At 71.6% G+C, this 23,426-nt stretch carries 22 protein-coding genes, 4 tRNA genes, 1 other RNA gene and 1 pseudogene; 9 read left to right on the plus strand and 19 right to left on the minus strand.

Annotation, left to right across the window (positions count from 1 at the left end; all coding sequences use genetic code 11):
- Nucleotides 1–9: 9 nt before the first annotated feature.
- From OG429_RS18775 to purS, 4 genes are all read right to left on the minus strand, one after another.
- Nucleotides 10–1,251 carry a hypothetical protein gene (locus OG429_RS18775; protein ID WP_328926458.1) on the minus strand — a complete coding sequence of 414 codons (1,242 nt, stop codon included), beginning with the start codon at nt 1,249–1,251 and terminating at the stop codon, nt 10–12.
- Nucleotides 1,252–1,359: 108 nt separating this feature from the next.
- A complete protein-coding gene (purL, locus tag OG429_RS18780) occupies nt 1,360–3,609 on the minus strand; it encodes a phosphoribosylformylglycinamidine synthase subunit PurL (protein ID WP_328926459.1) in 2,250 nt (749 codons plus the stop codon).
- Complete coding sequence (purQ, locus tag OG429_RS18785) at nt 3,606–4,286, minus strand: phosphoribosylformylglycinamidine synthase subunit PurQ (RefSeq protein WP_328926460.1); 681 nt, start codon at nt 4,284–4,286, stop codon at nt 3,606–3,608. The genes purL and purQ overlap by 4 nt, the downstream gene beginning before the upstream one ends.
- Before the next feature lie 2 nt (nt 4,287–4,288).
- The gene (purS, locus tag OG429_RS18790; protein WP_042801325.1) at nt 4,289–4,534 is read right to left on the minus strand and encodes a phosphoribosylformylglycinamidine synthase subunit PurS; all 246 of its coding nucleotides are present in this window, start codon (nt 4,532–4,534) and stop codon (nt 4,289–4,291) included.
- A 349-nt stretch (nt 4,535–4,883) separates the two neighbouring features.
- On the opposite strand from purS, the gene OG429_RS18795 reads away from it, so the two are divergent.
- The 7 genes and pseudogenes from OG429_RS18795 to OG429_RS18825 all read left to right on the plus strand — a co-directional run bounded on the left by OG429_RS18795 (nt 4,884) and on the right by OG429_RS18825 (nt 8,008).
- Nucleotides 4,884–5,201, plus strand: coding sequence for a histone-like nucleoid-structuring protein Lsr2 (locus OG429_RS18795; protein ID WP_328926461.1), 318 nt, complete (start codon nt 4,884–4,886; stop codon nt 5,199–5,201).
- 88 nt (nt 5,202–5,289) lie between these two features.
- A tRNA-Gly gene (locus OG429_RS18800) sits at nt 5,290–5,361 on the plus strand.
- A gap of 77 nt (nt 5,362–5,438) precedes the next feature.
- A tRNA-Gly gene (locus OG429_RS18805) sits at nt 5,439–5,514 on the plus strand.
- Between the two features lie 170 nt (nt 5,515–5,684).
- A pseudogene (locus tag OG429_RS18810) lies at nt 5,685–5,987 on the plus strand (ABC transporter ATP-binding protein); the annotation flags it as partial.
- A 79-nt stretch (nt 5,988–6,066) separates the two neighbouring features.
- Nucleotides 6,067–7,305 (plus strand): sensor histidine kinase, encoded by a 1,239-nt coding sequence (locus OG429_RS18815; protein ID WP_328926462.1) that lies wholly within the window; start codon nt 6,067–6,069, stop codon nt 7,303–7,305.
- On the plus strand, nt 7,302–7,913 hold the full coding sequence (locus OG429_RS18820) for a response regulator transcription factor (RefSeq protein WP_328926463.1): 612 nt from the start codon (nt 7,302–7,304) through the stop codon (nt 7,911–7,913). The genes OG429_RS18815 and OG429_RS18820 overlap by 4 nt, the downstream gene beginning before the upstream one ends.
- A 22-nt stretch (nt 7,914–7,935) precedes the next feature.
- Nucleotides 7,936–8,008 (plus strand) — tRNA-Gly (locus OG429_RS18825).
- Nucleotides 8,009–8,055: 47 nt separating this feature from the next.
- On the opposite strand, the gene OG429_RS18830 is transcribed toward OG429_RS18825, so the two are convergent.
- The 6 genes from OG429_RS18830 to ffs all read right to left on the minus strand — a co-directional run bounded on the left by OG429_RS18830 (nt 8,056) and on the right by ffs (nt 16,310).
- Nucleotides 8,056–8,958 (minus strand): phosphoribosylaminoimidazolesuccinocarboxamide synthase, encoded by a 903-nt coding sequence (locus tag OG429_RS18830; protein WP_328926464.1) that lies wholly within the window; start codon nt 8,956–8,958, stop codon nt 8,056–8,058.
- 91 nt (nt 8,959–9,049) lie between these two features.
- Nucleotides 9,050–10,537, minus strand: coding sequence for a N,N-dimethylformamidase beta subunit family domain-containing protein (locus OG429_RS18835; RefSeq protein WP_328926465.1), 1,488 nt, complete (start codon nt 10,535–10,537; stop codon nt 9,050–9,052).
- Between the two features lie 153 nt (nt 10,538–10,690).
- Nucleotides 10,691–12,352 (minus strand): hypothetical protein, encoded by a 1,662-nt coding sequence (locus OG429_RS18840; protein ID WP_405679532.1) that lies wholly within the window; start codon nt 12,350–12,352, stop codon nt 10,691–10,693.
- Nucleotides 12,353–12,640: 288 nt separating this feature from the next.
- The gene (gene purD, locus OG429_RS18845) at nt 12,641–13,894 is read right to left on the minus strand and encodes a phosphoribosylamine--glycine ligase (protein WP_328926466.1); all 1,254 of its coding nucleotides are present in this window, start codon (nt 13,892–13,894) and stop codon (nt 12,641–12,643) included.
- A 60-nt stretch (nt 13,895–13,954) separates the two neighbouring features.
- A complete protein-coding gene (locus OG429_RS18850) occupies nt 13,955–16,147 on the minus strand; it encodes a DNA polymerase III subunit gamma and tau (protein WP_328926467.1) in 2,193 nt (730 codons plus the stop codon).
- Nucleotides 16,148–16,211: 64 nt separating this feature from the next.
- An RNA gene (gene ffs / locus OG429_RS18855) (signal recognition particle sRNA small type) lies at nt 16,212–16,310 on the minus strand.
- Between the two features lie 107 nt (nt 16,311–16,417).
- Between ffs and OG429_RS18860 the strand changes: the two genes are divergently transcribed.
- Nucleotides 16,418–16,505, plus strand: a tRNA-Ser gene (locus OG429_RS18860).
- A gap of 82 nt (nt 16,506–16,587) precedes the next feature.
- Here the strand turns inward: OG429_RS18860 and OG429_RS18865 are convergent.
- The 8 genes from OG429_RS18865 to OG429_RS18900 form a co-directional block, all read right to left on the minus strand.
- On the minus strand, nt 16,588–17,061 hold the full coding sequence (locus tag OG429_RS18865; RefSeq protein WP_328926468.1) for a PIN domain-containing protein: 474 nt from the start codon (nt 17,059–17,061) through the stop codon (nt 16,588–16,590).
- Nucleotides 17,058–17,345, minus strand: coding sequence for a hypothetical protein (locus tag OG429_RS18870; RefSeq protein ID WP_328926469.1), 288 nt, complete (start codon nt 17,343–17,345; stop codon nt 17,058–17,060). Before OG429_RS18870 ends, OG429_RS18865 begins: the two co-directional genes overlap by 4 nt.
- Before the next feature lie 378 nt (nt 17,346–17,723).
- Nucleotides 17,724–18,593 carry a hypothetical protein gene (locus OG429_RS18875; protein ID WP_328926470.1) on the minus strand — a complete coding sequence of 290 codons (870 nt, stop codon included), beginning with the start codon at nt 18,591–18,593 and terminating at the stop codon, nt 17,724–17,726.
- Nucleotides 18,594–18,869: 276 nt separating this feature from the next.
- Entirely contained in the window at nt 18,870–19,211 is a 342-nt protein-coding gene (locus tag OG429_RS18880; RefSeq protein WP_328926471.1) for a DoxX family protein, read from the minus strand.
- 418 nt (nt 19,212–19,629) lie between these two features.
- A complete protein-coding gene (locus tag OG429_RS18885) occupies nt 19,630–19,857 on the minus strand; it encodes a TOBE domain-containing protein (protein ID WP_328930339.1) in 228 nt (75 codons plus the stop codon).
- Entirely contained in the window at nt 19,854–20,045 is a 192-nt protein-coding gene (locus OG429_RS18890) for a DUF1059 domain-containing protein (protein WP_328926472.1), read from the minus strand. The genes OG429_RS18885 and OG429_RS18890 overlap by 4 nt, the downstream gene beginning before the upstream one ends.
- Nucleotides 20,046–20,253: 208 nt before the next feature.
- Nucleotides 20,254–20,445, minus strand: coding sequence for a DUF397 domain-containing protein (locus OG429_RS18895; protein WP_328926473.1), 192 nt, complete (start codon nt 20,443–20,445; stop codon nt 20,254–20,256).
- Nucleotides 20,442–21,299, minus strand: coding sequence for a helix-turn-helix domain-containing protein (locus tag OG429_RS18900; RefSeq protein WP_328926474.1), 858 nt, complete (start codon nt 21,297–21,299; stop codon nt 20,442–20,444). The genes OG429_RS18895 and OG429_RS18900 overlap by 4 nt, the downstream gene beginning before the upstream one ends.
- A gap of 359 nt (nt 21,300–21,658) precedes the next feature.
- On the opposite strand from OG429_RS18900, the gene OG429_RS18905 reads away from it, so the two are divergent.
- Entirely contained in the window at nt 21,659–22,534 is an 876-nt protein-coding gene (locus OG429_RS18905) for a helix-turn-helix domain-containing protein (protein ID WP_328926475.1), read from the plus strand.
- A gap of 8 nt (nt 22,535–22,542) precedes the next feature.
- On the opposite strand, the gene OG429_RS18910 is transcribed toward OG429_RS18905, so the two are convergent.
- Nucleotides 22,543–23,358: a VOC family protein gene (locus OG429_RS18910; RefSeq protein WP_328926476.1), complete on the minus strand. Its 816-nt coding sequence runs from the start codon at nt 23,356–23,358 to the stop codon at nt 22,543–22,545.
- Nucleotides 23,359–23,426 lie beyond the last annotated feature (68 nt).

Here is a 23,426-nt window from a genome sequence, read left to right on the forward strand (position 1 = left end):
GCGGCGACCCTATCCGGGCAGCGTCAGCCCCGTGCAGCCGCGGCGCGCGGCGGCATCGGTGGCGTAGGCCTTGAACAGCTCGGTCAGGCTCGGCTCCAGCAGGTGCTGGTACTCGGCGTCCACGTTCAGGGTGAAGGCGGCCGGGCGGCCCTGGCAGTCCGCGGATCCGTACAGGACGCCGCCCTGCCGGCCGGCCTTGCGCTCGGTGACCGAGAACCTGTCGGCGAGCGAGCCGACGTACGTGCCCTGCGCCTCGTCGCCGAAGTAGGTCTGCGTGCGGATCCACCAGGGGGACCGGTCCAGGACACGGCTCAGCTCGGGGGCGCCCGCGCGCTCCTGCTCGGTCAGCCCCTCGAAGATCCGCTTCGTCTCCGCCGGGCTCACGGCCAGCGTGCACGACTCGCCCCGGGTGTGCGCGGCCACGGGCGCTCCCACGGAGCGGTCCGGCAGCCTCCCCCGGTCCGCGCCGCGCAGGAACTCGGCGTACCAGGCGCAGGTGCCCTGCCCCGCTCCGGCCGGTCCGAGGTCGGCCGTGGCCTCGGGCATCCGCTCCGGCAGGCCGGGGAGCGCCGGCTCACAGCCGCGGCGGGCCGCCGCGCGGAGCGCCCCCTGCCGGGCGATCCGTGCGAGCAGCTGGCGGTCGGCGCCGCTCACCTCCTCGAAGCCGGCGGCTGCGGAGACCAGCACGGAGGAGTTCTCGCAGCGGGCCGTGACGGTGACGGTCTGCCGCCCGTAGTCGCCCAGGGTCCCGTCACCCAGCGGGTGCCGACTGGGGAGGTCGGTCCGGGCGGTGACGTCCTCGCCCTCCTCGCGGCCGCGGTGGGGGAAGGGCCGGTCGCCGTCCCCGATGAGGTGGAAGGGGTACCGGTGGGGGAGTTCGCGGACCGTGAGGGAGAAGTACTCCTCGTCGCGCTCCTCGCCGTCCCGTTCCCGCGGGGTGTCGAGCACGCAGATGTGCGCGATGCCCACGGCCTGCGCACTGCGCCCGGGCCGGCCCCCGTCGAGTCCCACGGCGTCGACCCCGCCGTCCAGCCGCATGACCGTACGCGGATCCGCCAGGCCGGCGCAGGCCTTGTCGATGAGCCCCCGGTCCCGCCAGGCGTCGTACTCACCCTTGAGGACCCAGCCGCCGAGGGCGATGCCCGCCAGCGCGGCGGTCAGCACCAGAGCGTTGATCCGGTTGCGCCGACGCCCCCGGTCCGGCAGGAGCCGGGTGGCCGCCGCTCCCGGCTCGGGCGGTTCGAAGACCATGCCGCTTCCCCCTCGCGCATACGACGGCTCGACCGTACCAACCGGGCGCGAGCGACGCCGAGGCCCCGCCCACACCCGTGGACGGGGCCTCGTACGCAAAAGGCGGGATCAGGCGAGCAGCGCCGGGATCGTCGCCTCGTGAGCGGTGCGCAGCTCTGCGAGCGGAATCGTGAACTCGCCCTGGATCTCGATCTCCTCGCCGTCCACCACACCGATGCGGGTGGCGGGCAGGCCCCGCGCGCCGCACATGTCGGTGAAGCGGAGCTCCTCGCTGCGCGGGACGGACACGATGGCGCGGCCCGCGGACTCGGAGAACAGGAAGGTGAAGGCGTCCAGGTTCTCGGGGACCACGATCCGCGCGCCGTTGCCGCCCTTGAGGCAGGACTCGGTGAGCGCCTGGATGACGCCGCCGTCGGACAGGTCGTGCGCCGCGTCGACCATGCCGTCGCGGGACGCCGAGATCAGGATCTCGCCCAGCAGCTTCTCGCGGCCCAGGTCCACCTTGGGCGGCATGCCGCCGAGGTGGTCGTGGACGACCTGGGACCAGGCCGAGCCGCCGAACTCCTCGGCCGTGTCGCCCAGCAGGTACAGCAGCTGGCCGGCCTCGGCGAACGCCATCGGCGTACGGCGGTTGACGTCGTCGATCACACCGAGGACCGCCACGACCGGGGTCGGGTGGATGGCGGTGTCGCCCGTCTGGTTGTAGAGCGAGACGTTGCCGCCGGTCACCGGGGTGCCCAGCTCCAGGCAGCCGTCCGCGAGGCCCCGGGTGGCCTCGGCGAACTGCCACATGACGTCCGGGTCCTCGGGGGAGCCGAAGTTCAGGCAGTCGGAGATGGCCAGCGGCTTGGCGCCGGTCGCGGCGACGTTGCGGTAGGCCTCGGCCAGCGCCAGCTGCGCGCCCGTGTACGGGTCGAGCTTGGCGAAGCGGCCGTTGCCGTCCGTGGCCATGGCGACGCCGAGGTTGGACTCCTCGTCGATGCGGACCATGCCCGCGTCCTCGGGCTGCGACAGGACGGTGTTGCCCTGCACGAAGCGGTCGTACTGGTCGGTGACCCAGGACTTCGACGCCTGGTTCGGGGAGGAGACCAGGGCGAGGACCTGCGCGCGCAGCTCGGCGGAGGTCGCCGGGCGCGGAAGGCTGCCGGCGTCGTCCGCCTGGAGCGCGTCCTGCCAGGACGGGCGGGCGTACGGGCGGTTGTAGACCGGGCCCTCGTGGGCGACGGTGCCCGGGGGCACGTCCACGATCTGCTCGCCGTGCCAGAAGATCTCCAGGCGCTCGCCGTCGGTCACCTCACCGATGACGGTGGCGATGACGTCCCACTTCTCGCAGATCTCCATGAAGCGGTCGACGTACTGCGGCTCGACGATCGCGCACATGCGCTCCTGCGACTCGCTCATGAGGATTTCCTCGGGCGAGAGCGTCGCGTCGCGCAGCGGGACGGTGTCGAGCTCGACGCGCATGCCGCCGGAACCGGCGGAGGCCAGCTCGGACGTGGCGCAGGAGAGCCCGGCGCCGCCGAGGTCCTGGATGCCCGCGACCAGCTTCTCCTTGAAGATCTCCAGGGTGCACTCGATGAGGAGCTTCTCCTGGAAGGGGTCGCCGACCTGGACGGCGGGGCGCTTGGTGGGCTTGGTGTCGTCGAAGGTCTCGGACGCGAGGACCGAGACGCCGCCGATGCCGTCGCCGCCCGTGCGGGCGCCGTAGAGGATGACCTTGTTGCCGGGGCCGGAGGCCTTGGCGAGGTGGATGTCCTCGTGCTTCATCACGCCGATGCAGCCGGCGTTGACGAGCGGGTTGCCCTGGTAGCAGGCGTCGAAGACGACCTCGCCGCCGATGTTCGGCAGGCCGAGGCAGTTGCCGTAGCCGCCGATGCCCGCGACGACGCCCGGCAGGACGCGCTTGGTGTCGGGGTGGTCGGCCGCGCCGAAGCGCAGCGGGTCCACGACGGCGACCGGGCGGGCGCCCATGGCCAGGATGTCGCGGACGATGCCGCCGATTCCGGTGGCCGCGCCCTGGTAGGGCTCGATGTACGAGGGGTGGTTGTGCGACTCGACCTTGAAGGTGACCGCGTAACCCTGGCCGACGTCGACGACGCCGGCGTTCTCGCCGATGCCGACGAGCATGGCGTCGTTCTGCGGGACCTTCTCGCCGAACTGCTTCAGGTGGACCTTGCTGCTCTTGTACGAGCAGTGCTCGGACCACATGACCGAGTACATGGCGAGCTCGGCGCCCGTGGGGCGGCGGCCGAGGATCTCCCGGATGCGCGCGTACTCGTCCTCCTTGAGGCCGAGCTCCTTCCAGGGCTGCGCGGCGTCCGGGGTGTCCGTGGCGTGCTTGACGGTGTCCAGGCTCATGCGTTGACCAGCTTCTTCAGGACCGACGTGAAGAACGGGAGGCCGTCGGTGCGGCCCGTCCCGATCAGCGGCTCGACCGCGTGCTCGGGGTGGGGCATGAGGCCGACGACGTTGCCTGCGGCGTTGGTGATGCCGGCGATGTCGCGCAGCGAACCGTTCGGGTTCACGTCGAGGTAACGGAAGGCCACGCGGCCTTCGGCCTCCAGTTCGTCGAGCGTGTGCTCGTCGGCGACGTAGCGGCCGTCCATGTTCTTGAGCGGGACGGAGATCTCCTGGCCGGCGGTGTAGTCGCCGGTCCACGCGGTCTCCGCGTTCTCCACCCGCAGCTTCTGGTCGCGGCAGATGAAGTGCAGGTGGTTGTTGCGGAGCATCGCCCCCGGCAGCAGGTGGGCCTCGGTGAGGACCTGGAAGCCGTTGCAGATGCCGAGGACGGGCATGCCCGCCTTGGCCTGCTCGATGATGGTCTCCATCACCGGCGAGAAGCGGGAGATGGCCCCGGCGCGCAGGTAGTCCCCGTAGGAGAAGCCGCCCGCGAGGACGACCGCGTCGACCTGGTGCAGGTCCTTGTCGCGGTGCCAGAGCGAAACCGGCTCGGCCCCCGCGAGGCGCATGGCGCGCAGCGAGTCACGGTCGTCGAGCGTTCCGGGGAACGTGACGACTCCGATGCGAGTGGTCACGGTCAGGCCTCGACCTTCACGGTGAAGTCTTCGATGACGGTGTTGGCGAGGAACGTTTCGGCCATCTTGTGGATGCGGTCGAGGGCGGCCTGGTCGACCGGTCCCTCCACTTCCAGTTCGAAGCGCTTCCCCTGGCGGACGTCGGCGATTCCATCGAAGCCCAGGCGCGGCAGTGCACGCTGCACCGCCTGGCCCTGGGGGTCGAGGATCTCCGGCTTGAGCATGACGTCGACTACGACGCGTGCCATCGGGCACTCCCGTGTGTGGTTGGTGCGAAGGCGGTTCCATCAGCGTACCCGGCCCAAATTTCTACGCGGGTAGATATCTCCAGGGTGTGATCACCGACCGGTTTGGCTTCACCAACGCTTCGCAAAATCACCAGGAAAAACACGCGTCCGGGATTGCGGCGGGACACGCGGAGAGAATTAACTGGGCTTCGCAATGCAATGAGAATCGGGGTACAAAGGAATCACCCCGAGAGACAGCATTTCGCCGCTTCACAACGGGGGCGGAAAGATACATTGCTCCGAAACATCCACACAGGCGACAACGCCGCACGTCAGCAGGTGGCGGCGTCGCACGAAGGGACCGATATCCGTGGCGCAGCGCGTAGTAGTCACGCTCTCCGACGACATCGATGGCGGAGAAGCGGCGGAAACGGTCGTGTTCGCTCTGGACGGTAAGTCGTACGAGATCGACCTCAATGCGGCCAACGCAAAGAAACTGCGGAAGGGCCTGGAGCCGTTCGTGGCCGCCGGCCGCCGCCAGTCGCGTTCGGGGAAGGCCTTCAAGCACACGTCCATCGCACCGGACCCGGCGGTCGTGCGGGCCTGGGCCCGGTCCAACCAGTACGAGGTCCCGCCCCGCGGCCGCATCCCCAAGAAGATCTACGAGGCCTACAACGCTGCTCACTGAGGGCCGATTTGCCATCCACCCCCCTGCGTCAGCTAGTGTGTGGATCACGCCGAGGGGCCAGGCCGCAGGTCAGAGCCCCGAAGGTCGTGCGGGTGTAGTTCAGTAGTAGAACGTCCCCCTTCCAGGGGGAAGGCGCAGTGTGCGATTCCTGTCACCCGCTCTGCATCGGTTTACCGACCACCACCGTGGATCAGGTAGAGTGATGCACGCATTGCCAAGGCAGTGCACGTAGTACATGCGGACGTAGCTCAGTTGGTAGAGCACCACCTTGCCAAGGTGGATGTCGCGCGTTCGAGTCGCGTCGTCCGCTCCATAAGGAGAAGGCCCCGGTCATTACGACCGGGGCCTTCTTCGTGTTCCCCCGGTTCTCCCCGGCTTTTGCGGGTTCGGCCCTTCCCTGACAAATGTCATCGGGGATCGTGACGGCGCGCACTGCCGGGCCCGTCCGGGCGCCGCGAGGCTGGGGTCATGACCGACACCGCGGCCGACCGGCCCGCCCGGATCCGCTTCACGCTGCCCGCCGGGGTGCCGGCCGGCAGCCTGCCGCTGACGCTGCGCGCGGCGGCGTACGGGCAGCGCGTGGAGATCCGTACCGGACACCTCCAGGCGGCCCTGACCGAGCTGCTGCGCTGGGCGCACGACTCCGGTGTGGAACTGGAGGGGATCGACGCCCGGTCCGGCTCCCTGGAGGAGGCCTTCCTCGACTGGCTCGCGCGCTCGGACGAGCCGGGCCCGCCCTGCCGGTGCGCCGCCGGACCGCGCTCACCGCACTGGCCCGAATCATGATCACCGTGTTTGCTGATCCGCGGTGGTTCCGCCGGGAACCGCGCGGCGGGCAGGAAAAAGATCCGGGGGGACGGGCGACATGCCGAAGCTGAAGGGGTGGTGGAAGAACCGCACCACCGCCGGGAAGGTCGAGCTGTACACGCGCTGGTCGTTCCACTTCTTCGTGGTCATGGAGCTCCTGGGGATCGGGCTGGCCCCGCTGGCCGGCGTCGCCGAGGTCACCTCGCCGCTGCTGCCGGTGTCGCTCTCCCTGATGGCGTGCACCCACGCGGTGCTGTGCGGAGTGCACTCCTCCAGGGCCCTGCACTGGGTGGTGGGCCGACGCGAACGCCCCACCCGGCTCGCGGCGGCCCTGGCCCTCGCGTCGGGCACGGCCACGCTCGGCGTCCTCGCGCTGCGCGCGACCGGCAGACTCGACCCGGCCGTGGCGCCGTCGCTCGTCTCGGGGCTCACCTGCTTCGCCACCGGCTCGCTGGTCCTGTCCCTGCGGTCGGTGAAGCTCATCTGGTGCGTCGCCCCGGCCGTGGCCGCCGGTACGGCCGTGGCCGTGCTCGCGCTGGGCCTGGCGCCGGGGGAGGCTCTGGGCTACGCGGTCGCCGTACTGCTCGGCAATCTGCTCTTCAGCACCACCTGCGGATTCAGCGCATGGCTGCTGAAGACGGTCTACGAACTGGACCGGTCCCGCGAGATCCAGGCGCGCCTCGCGGTCGCCGAGGAGCGGCTGCGCTTCGGCCGGGACCTGCACGACGTGATGGGCCGGAACCTGGCGGTGATCGCGCTCAAGAGCGAGCTGGCGGTCCAGCTGGCGCGGCGCGAACGGCCGGAGGCGGTGGACCAGATGATCGAGGTGCAGCGGATCGCCCAGGAGTCCCAGCGGGAGGTGCGCGACGTCGTGCGCGGCTACCGGGAGGCGGACCTCGCCGTGGAGCTGGAGGGCGCGCGCGGGGTGCTGCGGGCGGCCGGAATGGACTGCAGGGTCGACTTCGAGGCGGCCGGACACGAGCTGCCGCCCGAGGTCCAGTCGGCGCTCGGCTGGGTGGTGCGCGAGGCGACCACGAACGTCCTGCGGCACGGGGACGCGCACAGTTGCGTGATCCGGCTGACGGCGCCGCAGGCGGGTCCGGTGACCCTGGTGGTGGAGAACGACGGAGCCCCCGAGACGCCCGCCGGGCCGCCCGGCTCGGGGCTGGCCGGGCTGCGGGAGCGGCTCGCGGTGGTGGACGGAACCCTGCAGGCGGGACCGGCGGCCGGCGGCCGCTTCCGGCTGTGCGCCGAGATACCCGGCGGACACGTGCAACGACTGGAGGTGCGGGCGTGAGCCCCGTACGCGTACTGCTCGCCGACGACGAGCACCTGATCCGCGGGGCGCTGGCCGCCCTGCTGGCCCTGGAGGACGACCTGCTGGTCGTCGCCCAGGCGGCCTCCGGGCCCGAGGCTCTCGCCATGGCACGGGCGCACCGGCCGGACGTGGCGGTGCTGGACCTGCAGATGCCCGGCGCCGATGGTGTGAGTGTGGCCACATCGCTGCGGGCCGAACTCCCCGGCTGCAAGACCATGATCGTGACGAGTCACGGCCGTCCCGGCCACCTGAAGCGGGCCCTGGCGGCGGGGGTGCGGGCCTTCGCTCCGAAGACCGTCTCGGCGCAGCGGCTGGCCGAGCTGATCCGGACCGTGCACGCCGGAGGGCGTTACGTGGACCCGGAGTTGGCGGCCGACGCGATCAGCGCGGGGGACTCGCCGCTGACCGCGCGGGAGGCGGAGGTGCTGGAACTCGCGGCGGACGGGGCGCCCGTCGCGGAGATCGCCGAGCGGGCCTCGCTGTCGCAGGGGACCGTACGGAACTACCTGTCCTCGGCGGCGTCGAAGCTGGGCGCTGAGAACCGGCACACGGCAGTGCGTCTCGCACGGGAGCGAGGTTGGGTATAGTAGGTCTCGCCTTACGGCGCCTGCGGACATAGCTCAGTTGGTAGAGCACCACCTTGCCAAGGTGGATGTCGCGCGTTCGAGTCGCGTTGTCCGCTCTGTAAGGAAGAAGCCCCCGGTCCTCGACCGGGGGCTTCTTCGTGTCTCAGGCCCAGGTGAGGCCGGTGAGCCGCTCGTACGCCTCGATGTACTTGGCGCTGGTCTGCTCGGCGACCTCCCGCGGGAGGGCCGGCGGCGGAAGTTCGCCCTTGCGGTCCCAGCCGGACGCCGGGGAGGTCAGCCAGTTGCGGACGAACTGCTTGTCGAAGGAGGGCTGCGCGCGGCCCGGCTTCCACTGGTCGGCCGGCCAGAAGCGGGAGGAGTCCGGGGTCAGCACCTCGTCGCCGGCGACGAGGGTGCCGTCCTTGTCGAAGCCGAACTCGAACTTGGTGTCGGCCAGGATGATCCCGCGCTCGCGGGCGATGTCCCGGGCCCGGCTGTACACGGCGAGGGTGGTCTGGCGCAGCAGGGCCGCCGTCTCGACGCCGGTGGTGCGCGCGACCTCCTCGTACGAGATGTTCTCGTCGTGCTCGCCGACCTCGGCCTTGGCGGCCGGGGTGAAGATCGGGGCGGGCAGCTCGGAGCCGTCCACGAGGCCCTCGGGGAGGGCGAGACCGCAGACCGTGCGGGTCTGGTCGTACTCGACGAGGCCGGAACCGGTCAGGTAGCCGCGGGCCACGCACTCGACCGGGACCATGTCGAGGTTCTGGCAGATCAGGGTGCGGCCGGCCCAGTCGGCGGGGGCGCCTTCGGGCAGGTCGGTGCCGATGACGTGGTTCGGCACGATGTCCCTCAGCTGGTCGAACCACCAGAGGGAGAGCTGGGTCAGGACGCGGCCCTTGTCCGGGATCTCGGTGGGAAGCACCCAGTCGTAGGCGGACATGCGGTCGCTGGCGACCATGACGAGGTTGCCGTCGCCGTCGCGGTAGAGATCGCGCACCTTGCCGGTGTGGAGGTGGACGAGGCCGGGCACCTGAACCGGCTCGGGCTTTTCGACGAATCCGGACACGGGGTCTCCCTGTAGGTCTGTACGAGCGCAAACCCATTCTCCCGTACCGCGTCGTCTGCCCCGTCCAGGGGGTGTCCATCCCCGGCGGCGGTTAGTCCCTCTTGCAGATCCGGTCGAGGAGGTTGGCGGTGGCCCGCTGGACGCGCTCGTCGACGTGGCCGGGGCGGTCGAGCGCCGGGGACCAGGCGAAGGTGCCGGACGCGAAGACCAGCGCGCCGCTGGGCGCCCGGTAGAGCGAGGTCTCCTGGTGGCGGCGGTGGTTCTCGCTGTCGAGGTACGGGGAGTGCGCGAGCAGGATCCGGTCCTGGTGCTCGGGGAGCTGGGTGCGCGGGAAGTACCGGTCGGCCTCGCCCGCGACCAGGCCGGGCAGCTCGTCGTTCTCGCCGGCGCCGGTGGAGTCCCAGAGCCAGTGCGTGGCATTGCGGACGATCAGGGGCGCGGGCTCGGGGACCCGCCCGGCGTACTGGATGCCGAGCAGCTGCTGTTCCGGGCGGTCGACCTCGCGCCACAGGCTGGGGCGGCCGGGACCGCGGCGTTTTCGGCACGTGAGGAGCCGGTCGTCGACCCCTGAGGCCGAGGGGCCGAGCTCGACCTGCCAGTACATGGTGTTGGCGGAAAGGAAGACGAGCGAGGTGCCGTGGTCGCGGGCGCGCTCGACGGTGCGGCGCATGGGGGCGGACCAGTACTCGTCGTGGCCGGGGAAGACCAGGCCGCGGTAGCGGGTCGGGTCGACGCGGCCGGCGTGCAGGTCGCGGGTGTCGGCGTAGGCGAGGTCGTAGCCGTAGCGCTCGGCCCAGCGGATGAAGTCGTAGGCGTGGCCGACGTGCAGGGGCAGGCCCGCGCCCGCGTAGGGGCGGTCGAAGGAGACGGTGATGGCCGCGTCCTGCTCTCCGAGCAGCCGGCCCTCCTCGTCCCACGCGTGGTAGAGGCTGGCCCCGGTGCGGCCGTCCTCCGGGTAGAGGTTGTACGCCTGCCAGGTGATGTCGGGGAGCAGCAGCAGGAGGTCGGCGGGCTGGTCGTCGCGGACCGTGAAGGGGATGTGGGAGCGGTAGCCGTCGGCGGTGGTGAGGACGGCCACGTACGCGCCGACGCTCCAGTACGACGGGACCTGCAGGCGCCAGGACAGCCACCAGTGGTGGCAGGAGACGGTGCGGTCGGCGGCGAGGGGGGTCGGCTGCACGATGCCGGAGAGACGGGGACTCGTGGTGATCTTTGAGGCGCCGTCGCCGCCGTAGTGGCCGATGCGGTAGACGTCGACCGAGAACTGCTGGGGCGGGTCGACGGTGACGTGGAAGTCGATGGCCTCACCGGGGGCCACGGCGCCGGTGGAGGAGAAGCCCTTGATCTGGCGGTGCACGTCGTCGGCCGTACGGGGGCCGCCGGTGCCACGTGCGCGGGGGATCTGGCCGGTACCGGCGGCCGCGGCGGCCGGGTCCACGTACCAGGGCACGACCTGGCCGGTGTCGTCGAAGTAGAGCTCGCTGCCGCGGAACCAGGGCAGGGGGCCCTGCCCGAAGGGGTCATTCACCGCGTGCGCGAGCGCACCTGACTCCCAACGCCGGATCTGGTCCGCTCCCATGACGTTCCCCTCCCTCGCTCCCCCGAACGGGCGTGCATCGGGCCAGCACATCACATAACGCATGCAGTCCGTTACCGTTCGTCGCGAATTGACGGGATCGGAACACTGAGATCCGGTTACCTGTGCGATCCGTAACGCTCCGGGGCGGGGCCCTCAGACCAGGCGGACGGGCTTCTCCGGGCGGACGCCGAGGTCGGCGAGCCAGTCGCGCAGGGGATCCGGGTCCCCGTCCTCGACCAGGCACAGCACGCGCGGCGCGAGGTCGGACCGGCGGTCACCGCCGATCAGCAGGATCGGGCCGTCGAGCCAGTCCAGGCCGGGCGAGGCCCCGGCGGAGTCGACGGCGGCGCAGCACACCATCGCCGTGACGTGGTCGGCCAGCAGGTCCCGGCCGCTGCGCGGCGGCTGGAGCGGGAACAGCGGTACGGCGTCCGCTCCGCGGGCCTTCCCGGCCCCGGCGGACGGACCGGCGGCCCGCTCCTCGCGGGCCAGGTCGCCGCTGAGCCGTCCGGCCAGTGCCTCCCCGGCGGCGCCCTCGCCGGCCCGGTCGGTGAGATAGCCCAGCACCCGCTCCAGCGTGGGTCCGGCCGCGGCGCCCGAACCGGCGGCGCCGACCGGCAGTCCCGCCGGGGCGGCGAGGGAGTCCAGCGCCGCGTGCAGCCGGGCCGCCTCCGTACGCCACTTGCGGTCCACGACCTCTTCCGGATACGCCGTCCAGTCCACCGGGGACCAGTCCGGTCCGGCCTCGGCCGGACCGCCGTGGAAGAGCCGCGCGGCCAGCAGCGAGGCCGCCTCGTCGACCACGCCGGGCTGTTCCAGCAGGTCACAGGCGGGGCGCTCACCGAGCCGCGAGGTGAACCCCTCGGCCAGCCGGTCCCGCCGCGACAGCTCGGTCAGCGCGGAGACCACCCCGGCGTCGAGATGCGCCGGCCAGCGGCCCATCCGCCAGGCGGGCAGCGCGACCCGGGTCAGCAGCCGGTCCCAGCCCGCGTAGGCCAGACCGACCTGCTCCTGGGCGACGATGCGCAGCCCGTAATCCACACCCTGTGCGCGCTCCGAGGCGGCCACGGCCACCCCGCGCTCCATCTCGGCGGCATCCACCCGGCACAGCCGCAGCAGCAGCCGTGCGGGCCCGGCGATCCAGCCGAGGCCGGGCCTGCCGCCCACGTCCACGGCGGCGTCCAGGCCGCGCACGAAGCCGCGCGCGTCGGCTATGTCCGGATGCGCGGAAGGTCCCGTACCCGCGACGACCGGCGCGAGGACCGCCCGCAGTTCCGCGACCCGCATCCACCACAGGAAGGGCGAGCCGATCACCAGCACGGGAGCCGCGCCGGGCTCGGACTCCGGACCGGCAGGTCCGGCTATGCCGGCGGACGTGCGCGCGGCGCCGCGGCGGTGGGCCGCGTGGGTGCGGTCCTCCAGCCAGCTGTCGCAGTCCGGCGTCAGGGCTATCGCGGAGGGCGGCGGTACGTCCATCCGGTCGGCCAGCTCCCGCACCAGCCGGTAGAGATCGGGGGCGGCGGCCTCGGGAACGGGCACCGTCGGCGTCACGGCGGGGCCGGCCCGCAGCACCACGGCGGCGAAGATCCCGCCGACCAGCAGCACCAGCGCGGCGACCGCGCACACGGCGAGGGTCACCGCGGGCCAGGGGTCACCGGCCAGCCGGCCCGTCATCCGGGCGGCCACCAGCACCACCGCGAGGGCGGCGGGCAGCAGCCCGACGGCCAGGGCTCTGCTGCGCACGCGCAGCACGGCCAGGGCGCGGGACCGCGCGGACGGCACGCCCGCTTCCATGATCGAACCGGTTCCGGACACGGCCGGACCTCACCCCCTCTGCCCTGCGGCGGCTTTGCTCACTCCCCCACTGTGACACCCGCCACTGACATCGCAATGCCGGTGGGCCAAGTGCCGGAATGCTTGCGCCGCACCCTAGTTGGGGTACGCCCGGCCGTCAGGCGGACCGGGTGACGATCACCCGATGGAATGGCTTTGGGTAAAGCTGGGTGCGTTCGAACAGGGATCGAGGCACTCACGCACGGACACGCCCGCGGGCCCGGGCAGCACCTCGTGCGCACCGGGCCCGCGGATCTGCGGAGTCGCTGGTCAGCGTCCTTCGGCCGCCTTGGCGGCGATGTCCGTGCGGTGCTGCGAGCCGTCCAGCCGGATCCGCGCCACCGCCTTGTACGCCTTCTCGCGGGCCTGCGCCAGATCGGAACCGGTCGCCGTCACCGACAGCACGCGGCCGCCCGCGCTGACGACCGCGTCGCCCTCGCGCCGGGTCCCGGCGTGCAGCACGTACGCGTCGGGTCCGTCCTCGGCGGCCACGTCGGCCAGGCCCTCGATCACGTCGCCGGTGCGCGGGGTCTCGGGGTAGTTGTACGAGGCGATGACCACCGTGACGGCCGCGTCCTCGCGCCAGCTCAGCGGCGGCTCGGCGTCCAGGGTGCCGTTGGCGGCGTTCAGCAGCACGCTCGCGAGCGGGGTGCGCAGCCGGGCCAGGACCACCTGGGTCTCCGGGTCGCCGAAGCGGGCGTTGAACTCGATCACCCGGGTCCCGCGGCTGGTGATGGCGAGGCCCGCGTAGAGCAGCCCGGAGAAGGGGGTGCCGCGGCGGCGCAGCTCGTCCACGGTCGGCTGGAGGACCAGCTCCATGACCTCGTCGACCAGCTTGGGGTCGGCCCAGGGCAGCGGGGAGTACGCGCCCATGCCGCCGGTGTTGGGGCCCTCGTCGCCGTCCAGGGCCCGCTTGAAGTCCTGCGCGGGCTGGAGCGGGACGACGGTGACGCCGTCGGTGATGGCGAAGAGCGAGACCTCGGGACCGTCGAGGTACTCCTCGATGACCACCCGGTCGCAGGCGAGGGCGTGGGCGCGGGCCGCGGCGCGGTCCTCGGTGACCACGACGCCCTTGCCGGCCGCGAGGCCGTCGTCCTTGACGACGTACGGGGCGCCGAAGGCGTCGAGGGCGGCGTCCACCTCTTCCGGGGTGGTGCACACGTAGCTGCGCGCGGTCGGGACCCCGGCCGCGGCCATCACGTCCTTGGCGAAGGCCTTGGAGCCCTCCAGCTGGGCCGCCTCGCCGGACGGGCCGAAGACGGGGATGCCGGCGGCGCGCACGGCGTCGCCGACCCCGGCGACCAGCGGGGCCTCCGGGCCGACGACGACCAGGTCGGCGCCGAGTTCGGTGGCGAGAGCGGTGACGGCGTCGCCGTCGAGGGCGTCGACCGGGCGGAGCTCGGCCACCTCGGCGATGCCGGCGTTGCCGGGAGCGCAGTACAGCGCGGAGACGTCGGGGTCGAGGGACAGAGAGCGGCACAGGGCGTGTTCGCGGGCGCCGCCGCCGATGACGAGGACCTTCACGCTGCTCAGACTAGCCCGGACGGCGCGGCCGGTTTCGTGCGGCCACCCAACTGGGCGGGACTACTCATTCGTGTATTCCTCCACAACGGTGGCTCCGAGCTCGCGCACGATGAGGTCGTGTCCGGTCAGGGCGCTCTCGACGAGGTCGGGATCGTCCTCCTCCGCGAAGTCGTCCTCGGGGGCGACCGGGGGCGCCTGCTGTACGGGGGGCTGCGGGGCGGAGGCCGCCTGCTGGGGCGGCTGCTGCTGGTACTGCGGCTGCTGCGGGGCGGGGGCGGACGGCGCCTGGGGCGGCGGGCTGTAGGCCGGGGCGGGCGCGGCCGGTGCGGCGTACGAGGACGTCTGGAGCGGGGCGGGCGAGCCGCCGCCGACGACGGCGTCGATCTTCCAGTTGACCTGGAACTGCTCGGCCAGGACCGCCTTGAGCACGTCCTCGCTGCCACTGCTCGCGAAGTTGTCGCGGGCGCCGACGTTGGGGAAGCCGAGCTGGAGGGTGGTTCCGTCGAAGCCGGTGACCTGGGCGTTCTGGCTGAGCAGGATCCAGGTGAAGCGGCGGCGGTTCTTGACGGCCTCCAGGACGCCGGGCCACATCGCCTGGACCTGTCCGGCTCCGGCGGCCATGCCGGGGGAGGGCGCGGCGGCGGGAGCCGCGGCGGCCGGGGCCTGCTGGGCGGGGGCGGGCGCCGCCGGGACTCCCTGGCCGGGGGCGGCCGCGCTCGGCCAGGCACCGGCGGCGGGGGTGGCGGGGGCCTGGGCGGCCGGGGCCGGGGCGGCGGCTCCCGGCCAGGCCCCGGGGGCGCCGCTGCCGGGCTGTGCGGCTCCGGGCCAGGCCCCGGGAGCGGAGGCGGCGGGGGCGGGGGCGGGGGCCTCGGGGGCGGGGGCCTCGGCGGGAGCGGCCTGAACCGGCGCCTCCGGCCGCGCGGGAGCCCGTACCGGTTCGGGGGCTGCGACCGGCGCGGCGGCCGGAACCGGCGCGGGGGCCTGTACGGCGGCACGCGCGGCGGCGACGCCCCCGCCGGGACCGGCGGGCGCCATGGCGTGCGCCTCGGGCCCCGGGACGTAGCCCATGGCGGGCGGCGCGGCGAAGGCGGCGGCCCCGCCGCGCTCCAGCCGGTCGAGCCGGGCTTGGAAGGACCGCTCGTCGTCGAAGGCGGCGGGCAGCAGCACGCGGGCGCAGATGAGCTCCAGCTGCAGCCGCGGCGAGGTCGCGCCGCGCATCTCGGTGAGGCCGGTGTTGACGAGATCGGCGGCCCGCGACAGCTCGGCGGCCCCGAACACGGACGCCTGGGCCTGCATCCGCTCCACGACGTCGGTGGGGGCGTCGATCAGCCCCTTCTCCGCGGCGTCGGGCACGGCGGCCAGGATCACCAGGTCGCGCAGCCGCTCCAGCAGGTCTGCGACGAACCGGCGCGGGTCGTTCCCGCCCTCGACGACCCGGTCGACGACCTCGAAGGCGGCGGCCCCGTCACCGGCGGCGAAGGCGTCGATCACGGAGTCGAGCAGCGACCCCTCGGTGTACCCGAGCAACGAGGTGGCCATGGCGTATGTCACACCGTCGTCGGCGGCGCCGGCGAGCAGCTGGTCCATCACGGACATCGAGTCACGCACGGACCCGGCACCGGCGCGCACGACGAGCGGCAGCACGCCGTCCTCGACCTTGGCGCCCTCGCGCCCGCAGACCTCGCCCAGGTAGTCCCGCAGGGTGCCGGGCGGAACCAGCCGGAAGGGGTAGTGGTGCGTCCTGGACCGGATGGTCCCGATCACCTTCTCCGGCTCCGTGGTGGCGAAGATGAACTTGAGGTGCTCCGGCGGCTCCTCGACCACCTTCAGCAGGGCGTTGAAGCCCGCCGAGGTGACCATGTGGGCCTCGTCGATGATGTAGATCTTGTAGCGGCTGGAGGCGGGCCCGAAGAAGGCCTTCTCCCGCAGGTCACGGGCGTCGTCCACACCACCGTGGGAGGCGGCGTCGATCTCGATGACGTCGATGGACCCCGGCCCGTTCCTGGCCAGGTCACGGCAGGACTGGCACTCCCCGCACGGGGTCGGGGTGGGACCCTGCTCACAGTTCAGGCAGCGGGCGAGGATGCGCGCGCTGGTCGTCTTTCCACACCCGCGCGGCCCGCTGAACAGGTACGCGTGATTGACCCGGTTGTTCCGCAGGGCCTGCATCAGCGGGGCAGTGACATGCTCCTGCCCGATGACCTCGGCGAACGACTCGGGGCGATAGCGGCGGTACAGCGCAAGGGACGACACGTCTACGAGGTTATCCGGGCCCGCCGACAACGGCGGCCCGCCGGCGCCACCACGGCCCCTCAGAACGCAAAGCGCCCCCCACGCACCCGCCAGAGCCCACTTACCCTTGCTGCCTTCCGGCCCTGGGGGAGTTGGGTGAGATAGCGCCACGTGAGGGGCTGAGCCCACCCTAGCGGATGGACACCCCTGGAATCGAGCCCGGCCCCGGCCCGGCCTCCCGCGGACGATCACGTTCGCGAGCACCCCTCAACGTCTTGTATTGTTTGCGGCGGAGGATTCGCCTAGTGGCCTAGGGCGCACGCTTGGAAAGCGTGTTGGGGGCAACCCCTCACGAGTTCGAATCTCGTATCCTCCGCCAGTGCCTCACCGGGCACTTGAAGGCCCCGACCGGGAAACCGGCCGGGGCCTTCTGCGTTCCGTGGTCTCAGTTCGAGTCTCATCTATGCGCCTCGCAGCCCGACATTCCGTGCGTTCCGGCCTCGATGGCCTATCCCTCGTACTCCCAAGGGTTCAGCAGGAGTGCGCCTGATCGCGCCAGATGCTTGATGTTGCGACTCACCAGCGTCCAGCCGTTTGCCAGGGCGGTGGCGGCGATCAGCGCATCGGGAGGATCGATGCTGGTTCCGGCACTCTTGAGCCTCCGGTAGAGCGAGGTAGGCGAATGCCTCCCGCTCGCCGACGGCGGCGATCCGGTCACGGTACTGATCGCGGATGTCCGTGAGCGCCCGCTCGAAAGCCGTACGCCGCACCGGATCAGGTGTTCCCTCAATGCCTGCTTCGATCTCCGCGACCGTGATGACGCTCAGGTAGAGGGCAGGAGACGGAACCGAGCGAGCCCAGGCGACGACGGCCGGGGCAGGCTTCGGCCGGGTGGTGATCTCGGCGACCACATTGGTGTCGAGCAGATAGATCACTCGCCGTCCGCCGCATCGTCATAGGACCGCTGCCCGAACTCCAGACCCTCGAACGGGGCCGCCGTAAGTCGCTCAAGGAACCCGTCGCTGCCCAGGGTCGCCCAGCGGTGAAGCATGTTGGGCAAGGCATCGATGTCGGTGTCGGCGAGTTCGGCATCGAAGTGCCCGAGCTGATGCTCGGGCAGGGACTCCCGGATCTCCCGGATCGTCCGTAGCGGATGGGACTGAGGATGGGACTCCTCGGGTCTGCGCGGCGGGAGCGGCAGATTCGGGGCAGTGCTCATGATCGGCTCCTCCACGCTGTGGTCACGGGCTCATGCCTGAAGACCACCCTAGGCCGGGCGGTCCTGGAGAGGGTCGGAAACGACCCGAATCCGAGCTTTGACGGGACCCGTCCGCCGAGTCGCCGCCAGCTGTGCCTGGCAGCCGCCGTCTGCCAGCGACGGCAATCCGAGACTGCTCGGACGGGTCTGGACCGAACGCGCCGCCGCAGGTCAGGACGCCCCTGACCTCCTCCGGACCCCCGTACGAACATGTGGGAAGCGTGTTGGGGGCAACCCCTCACGAGTTCGAATCTCGTATCCTCCGCCAGTGCCTCACCCGGCACTTGAAGGCCCCGACCGGGAAACCGGCCGGGGCCTTCTGCGTTCCTTGATCGCGTCTCAGTGGTCCGGGCGGCCCGAGTGGGCGAGCTCGTCCTTGTACGCGCCCTTGTGGGCGTCCTTGTGGGCACCCTTGGAGCGGCGGAAGTCGGGGACCGGGGCCGGCGTGAGTTCCGTCCAGGTCGCTCCGGTGACGGGGGCGAAGTTGGTGCCGCTGATGTCGAGGGCGAGCTGGTACACGCGGCCGTCCACCGTCAGTACCTTGATGAACGCCCTGTTCGCGAATCCCTCGATGGAGATCCCGCAGGCCTCCCCGAGGGGGTAGCCCTCGATGTCGGAGAAGTCCTGCCAGGCCGGCGAGAGACCGGGAGCCGACGCCCGGCCGCCATACGCGTGACCGTCGGTGAGCGCGGCACTGAAGGCCTCGGTGTTGCTGGGCATGTAGCTGTCGACGGCGTTGCACGGGCCGGTCGCACCCGTGGCGCCGGCGGCTCCGGTGCCGCCCGTGGCTCCTGTGGCGCCGGTCTGACCGGTCTGGCCCGTGTCCCCCGTGGCTCCCGTGGCGCCGGTCTGACCCGTGTTCCCCGTCGCCCCCGTCGCACCGGTCTGACCGGTGTTCCCGGTGGCACCTGTGGCACCTGTCTGACCCGTGTCCCCCGTCTCACCCGTCGCACCGGTCGCGCCCGCCGGACCCGTGTCGCCCTTCGGGCCCCTGGGGCCCGTCGGACCCGTCGGGCCCTGCTTGCCCCGATCGCAGTCGTCGCCGCCACCACCGCGCGGACCGGCCTCGGCCGCCGCTCTCCGGTCGTGGTCCGGCTTCGTGTGCTTCGCCTCGCATTGGTCCCCGCCCGTCGGGGTCGCGGCGTTGACCGTCCCGGCCGCCCGCAGGCTCTGGGCCGTGGCGAGCGCCGGGCCGGCGATCCCCGCCATGACCAAGGCAAGCGAAGCGAGGGTTCCGCCGGTCAGCCAGCCGCTCCGCCTCGGTAGCGGGCCGAGTGCTGACCTTTTCCTGTTCTCGGGACTCATGTGCGCCGCTCCTTCTCCGAACCGGATCGAACGATGTGCGATGGAGCCGCTCGGGCCATCTCGGTCATCGTGGGGATCGCGGTCGCGAGCAGGCGCGTGCCTCGCGCAGGCGTCAACGGTTCAGCCCACACTCACCCCACCAACGGGCCTCGGGAGTTGCGGGAACGGTCCGGGCATGGATCAGAAGCCGAGGGCGAGGGCGGCGACGGCCGGGGCGGCGTAGATGAGGGGGAAGGGGATGTGTGCGTACGAGCGGGCCCGGACGACGGTGATGACGGCCCCGGTGTAGTAGAGGGCGAGGCCGATGGCGGCGGCGATGCCGAGGGCGGGGACGAAGAGGCCCGCGACCAGACCTGCGGCTCCGGCGGCCTTGGCCGCGCCGAGCCAGGTCCACCAGGTGCGCGGGACGCCGTACGCGGCGAGGGGCTCGACGACCCACTTGGCGCCGGTGAAGACCGAGACCGCCGAGAAGCCGGTCATGAAGGCGGCGACGAGGGTGACGACAACAGCGGTGGTGGACATGGGATCTGCTCCTCTGGTGGATTCCCTTGCGTGCGTCTCACTCCAATGACCCGCCGCGCCACGGGAGTGTGACCGGCTCGCGAAAAAAGATTTCAGCGCCGCGTACAGACCGATTGGAGCCCGGCCGCCACCGTCCAGCCCCGCGCCCGCCAGGGTCCGGCAGGTACGGCCGCCAGGCGTCGTACGGGGAGCTCTCGGCCTCGATGCCCAGCGAGACCCCCTCGCGCCCGGGTACGGCCACCGCCCGCCCGGCGGGGAGAGCGGGCGCGGACGGCGTACGGGCGACCGTACGGCCGCTTGCGGTGAGCAGGGAGCCACTGGACCCGACAGGTGCGCGCGGGCCCGGTCCAGAGCACGGAGGGTCCGGGTCGGCCGGCGGCTCAGGTCGCCCCAGTGCCGCGGGTATACGCATCGGCCGCTATGCGGTCACGAGCGAGATCTCGGTGGCCTTGATCAGCGCGACCACGGAGGAGCCGACGGACAGGCCGAGCGCCTCGACGGCGTCCTCCGTGATGGCGGCGATGATGTCCTGGCCGCCGTCCAGCCGGACCGTGGCCATGGCCTCGCCGGTGGTGACGGCGGTGACGGTACCGGCGATCTGAGCGGCTCGCCGCTGCGGCTGCCGCTGCGGGGTGTCATGTGTCAGGTGTGCTGGGGCACCTCGGGCTTCAGCAGGCCGCGGAGCGTGTCGCGGAACTCCGGCGTGTCCGCTTCACCGTGCACGGCGACGGCGTGCTGGACGGCCGCGCCCATGACTTCGTCTTCCTCACCAGCGATGGTCAGGGTGCACCCCACCTCACTGGGGTACTCCCTGCAGTCCATGACCTTGCGCATGGTGTGCCTCCCGTCGTGGCTATGGCTACAGGCCACTCCCCACGATCCTCCGCATGCCCCCGGGGCGAAACCCGGGCCGGTCGCGCCCCCACGTGTTGTGGTGCCACTCGTCAGAACCAGCCGACGGAGTCGGTCACGTAGAAAGCCGCCTTCTCGCGTCATGCCCCTGGATCTCGTGGCCTGACAGCGTCCGCCAGGCGCCAGTCTCCTAGGCCTCGCGTGCGTACGAGACGAAGCCCGCCCAGGCCTGGGGGGTGAGGGCGAGCTGGGGCCCGTCGAGGACCTTGGAGTCCCGCACGCGCACGGCCTCGGGACAGGCCGCCACCTCGATGCAGTCGTTGATGTCGCTGCTGCTGCTGTAACTGCTCTTGAACCAGTCCAGCTCGACCTTGTGGATCATGTGTCTCCCAGCAGTTGCTCGATAAAGGCGCGCGACTCCCAGGGCGTCAGAGCCTGGGCCCGGAGCATGCCATACCGCAGGTCAAGGGTCCGGAGCCGCTTCAAGTCGGATACAGGGCGTCCGTTGAATGCTCCTTCGGAGCGTCCCACCGCCGTACTGTCAGCGAACTTCAGCAGCTCGATCCGACCTTCCATCCCCGCGTGGGCCTCACGGTCCATTGGCAGAACCTGAAGAGTCACGTTCCGCAACTCCATCAGTTCCAATAGTCGTTCGAGCTGTCCACGCATGACCATTGTGCCCCCGATCGGACGGCGAAGGCTGGCCTCTTCTTGGACGAACCCGAGCGTCGGCGCAGGCACCCGCCCGAAGATCGACCTGCGGGCCAGGCGCCCGGCGACTCCGCGCTCCACTTCGTCGCGCGAGTAGGCGGGCTGCCTCATCTCGAACAGCGCACGCGCATAGTCCTCGGTCTGCAGGAGACCATGCAGGCCCTGGATGGTGAAGGCGCCGACCTCGACGGCCAGGGCCTCCATCTTCGCGAGCTCCCGGACCTTCTTCGGGTACCGGACCCGCCCCAGGTCCTCCGCCATCGCCCGGATCAGGCCTCCGGCCTTCAGCGCGTCGTCCACCTTGTCCAAGTACTCCGGCTTGGCGATCCGCTTGCCGCCCTCGACCTTGTAGATCAGGGCCTCGCCGTACTGGATCGCCGCCGCCAGGTCGCCGACCCGCATCCCCAGCGCCTCGCGCCGCGCCCGCATCTGGCGGCCGAGCGCCGCGACCACCGCCGCGCCCTGCTCGTCCTCGGGGTCCACGGACCAGCTGTGTCCTTCCGTACCGTCACCGTCCACGCCCATGCGCGCCCACCTCCTCAACGCGCCCTACCCGTCACTCGCGTTGGGGCAGTCTCGACAGCCTTGGACAAAGCCGTGGACATGCGTGCGGGCCGGTCGCGTCAGCGGGTCGCGATGGAACGGGACCCGGTGCGTCACGACCTTTCTTTCTTTGCAAGAACTTCAGGAGAAAGAACTCCGACCCCACCCCTCCAGCCTCCCCGGAGCGCCGCTCACTCACACGGGTGAACCGGGCCAACTCAGCTGGATTTCATGCCGGTTGCCTGGCATATGCTCGCCCCGACAACTCCAGACACAGGACGGCCCCCGCCGGGATTGCACTCCCGACGAGGGCCTGACCACGAGAAGGATCCAACTTCCCGATGGCTTTCCAGCACTTTAACGCGCCCTCGCGCGCCACGTACGGCGTTCAACACGCCAACGTCCGGCAGACCCGCAATTTCACCGTGGTCAGCAACGGCCTGATCCGGCACCCGCACCTGTCGATGAACGCGCGGGCCCTCGCCTCGTACATCCAGTCCGTGCCCCCCGGCACCCCGGTCGGCATCAAAGCCCTGGCCAGGCAGCTGCCGCTCGGGGAGACCGCAATCGGCAAGGCGCTGCGCGAGCTGGAGGCGTACGGGTACCTGCGGCGGCTCCAGGAGCAGCTCCCGGACGGGCGGATCGTCACCCGTACGGTGTTCTACAACGAGCCGAGGGCAGCCACCCACGAGTCCGCAGCGGCCCCCGCGGACCCGGAGCCCGAACCGGACCCAGACCCGGAGCCGGAACCCGAACCGGAGCCGGAACCGGACCCCGAACCGGCGCCCTCTGCGTCCCCGAAGCACCGGGCGGCGGCCGTCCCTGCGCCCCGCAACCCGGACAACCCGGCCCGTCGGCAGCTGGCAGAGGAGCTCCTGGCCGAACTCCGCCGGGTCGATCCGCGCCTGCTCCTCGGCGAGCGGGACATCCAACGCCTCGCCGGCGGCGTCGAGGCCTGGCTGGAGCGCGGCGCCACCCATCAGGCGGTGACCAGCGCCCTTGCGGCGAACCTCCCGGACCACCCCCGCAGCCCGGCCGGCCTGATCGCCCACCGCCTGACGACCCAGCTCCCCCCGCTCCTGGCACCCCTGGCCCGCAGAGAGCCCTTCGTCCCGCCGGACCCCTTCCAGACCTGCGAGACGTGCGACCTCGCCTTCCGCAGCCCGGCCCCCGGCACGTGCAACGGCTGCCGGACATACGCGGGAGAAGCGGTCTGAGCGTACGGCTACGCGTCGGACATCTTCGGCATGTCACCCGTCGTCGTCGACATGTCGATCACCGCGAACGCCGCACCCTGCTGGTCCGTCAGCGCGGCGAAGCGGCCGAAGGGGCTGTCCATCGGGCCGAAGTGGAGGTGGCCGCCGTGCTTCTTCGCCTTGGCCACCGCCTCGTCGCAGTCCGGGACCGCGAAGTAGACCTGGATGTACGGGGGGATCTGGGGCGGGAACTCGTCGCCCATGCTCATCCGGCCGAGGACCGGGTTCTCCGTGCCGCCGACGCTGAAGATCTTGTAGTCCATCCCGGCCATCTCCGGGTCATCGGACTCCATCTTCTGGGCGCCGTACGGGAAGACCTTCGGGAGGAACGCATCCACCTTGCCCAGATCACGGGTGAAGAGCTCCGCCCAGGCGTACGCGCCCGCCTCCCCGGTCTTCTCGAAGCCCTTGTGCTCGCCCGGCTGCCAGACGCCGAAGACCGCGCCGCTCGGCTCCTTCGCGATCAGCATCGTGCCGAAGCTGCCGACCTGCATCGGCTCCATCACCACCTCGCCGCCGGCCGACTTGATCTTCTCGGCGGTGGCCGCCGCGTCGGGTGAGGCGAAGTACAGGCACCACTGCGAGGGGGCGTCCGCGCCGGGCATCGGCGGCACCACGGCAGCCACCGCCTTGCCGTCGGAATACGCCTGGGTGTAGTTGCCGTACTCGCTGCTCGCCTCGCCGAAGGTCCAGCCCAGCACATCGCCGTAGAAGCTCTTCGCGGCCTCCACGTCGGCGAACATCGCGTCCGCCCAGCACGGCGCGCCCTCGGTGAACTCAACCATGATCGATCGACTCCTCGACTCGTACCCGTCCTCGTACCTGCCGTCGTACACACGCTAGGCGCGCGGTG

Origin of the sequence: Streptomyces sp. NBC_00190 (assembly GCF_036203305.1) — a bacterium.
Lineage (GTDB): Bacteria > Actinomycetota > Actinomycetes > Streptomycetales > Streptomycetaceae > Streptomyces.

What these genes read in the sequence shown, in the direction of transcription:
- OG429_RS18905 (WP_328926475.1), top strand. Translation starts at nt 21,659, where the DNA reads ATGGCTTTCCAGCACTTTAACGCGCCCTCGCGCGCCACGTACGGCGTT.
- OG429_RS18880 (WP_328926471.1), bottom strand. Translation starts at nt 19,211, where the DNA reads ATGTCCACCACCGCTGTTGTCGTCACCCTCGTCGCCGCCTTCATGACC.
- OG429_RS18775 (WP_328926458.1), bottom strand. Translation starts at nt 1,251, where the DNA reads ATGGTCTTCGAACCGCCCGAGCCGGGAGCGGCGGCCACCCGGCTCCTG.
- purS (WP_042801325.1), bottom strand. Translation starts at nt 4,534, where the DNA reads ATGGCACGCGTCGTAGTCGACGTCATGCTCAAGCCGGAGATCCTCGAC.
- OG429_RS18870 (WP_328926469.1), bottom strand. Translation starts at nt 17,345, where the DNA reads ATGAGCACTGCCCCGAATCTGCCGCTCCCGCCGCGCAGACCCGAGGAG.
- purL (WP_328926459.1), bottom strand. Translation starts at nt 3,609, where the DNA reads ATGAGCCTGGACACCGTCAAGCACGCCACGGACACCCCGGACGCCGCG.
- OG429_RS18815 (WP_328926462.1), top strand. Translation starts at nt 6,067, where the DNA reads ATGCCGAAGCTGAAGGGGTGGTGGAAGAACCGCACCACCGCCGGGAAG.
- OG429_RS18895 (WP_328926473.1), bottom strand. Translation starts at nt 20,445, where the DNA reads ATGATCCACAAGGTCGAGCTGGACTGGTTCAAGAGCAGTTACAGCAGC.
- OG429_RS18910 (WP_328926476.1), bottom strand. Translation starts at nt 23,358, where the DNA reads ATGGTTGAGTTCACCGAGGGCGCGCCGTGCTGGGCGGACGCGATGTTC.
- OG429_RS18900 (WP_328926474.1), bottom strand. Translation starts at nt 21,299, where the DNA reads ATGGGCGTGGACGGTGACGGTACGGAAGGACACAGCTGGTCCGTGGAC.
- OG429_RS18835 (WP_328926465.1), bottom strand. Translation starts at nt 10,537, where the DNA reads ATGGGAGCGGACCAGATCCGGCGTTGGGAGTCAGGTGCGCTCGCGCAC.
- OG429_RS18875 (WP_328926470.1), bottom strand. Translation starts at nt 18,593, where the DNA reads ATGGCGGGGATCGCCGGCCCGGCGCTCGCCACGGCCCAGAGCCTGCGG.
- OG429_RS18890 (WP_328926472.1), bottom strand. Translation starts at nt 20,045, where the DNA reads ATGCGCAAGGTCATGGACTGCAGGGAGTACCCCAGTGAGGTGGGGTGC.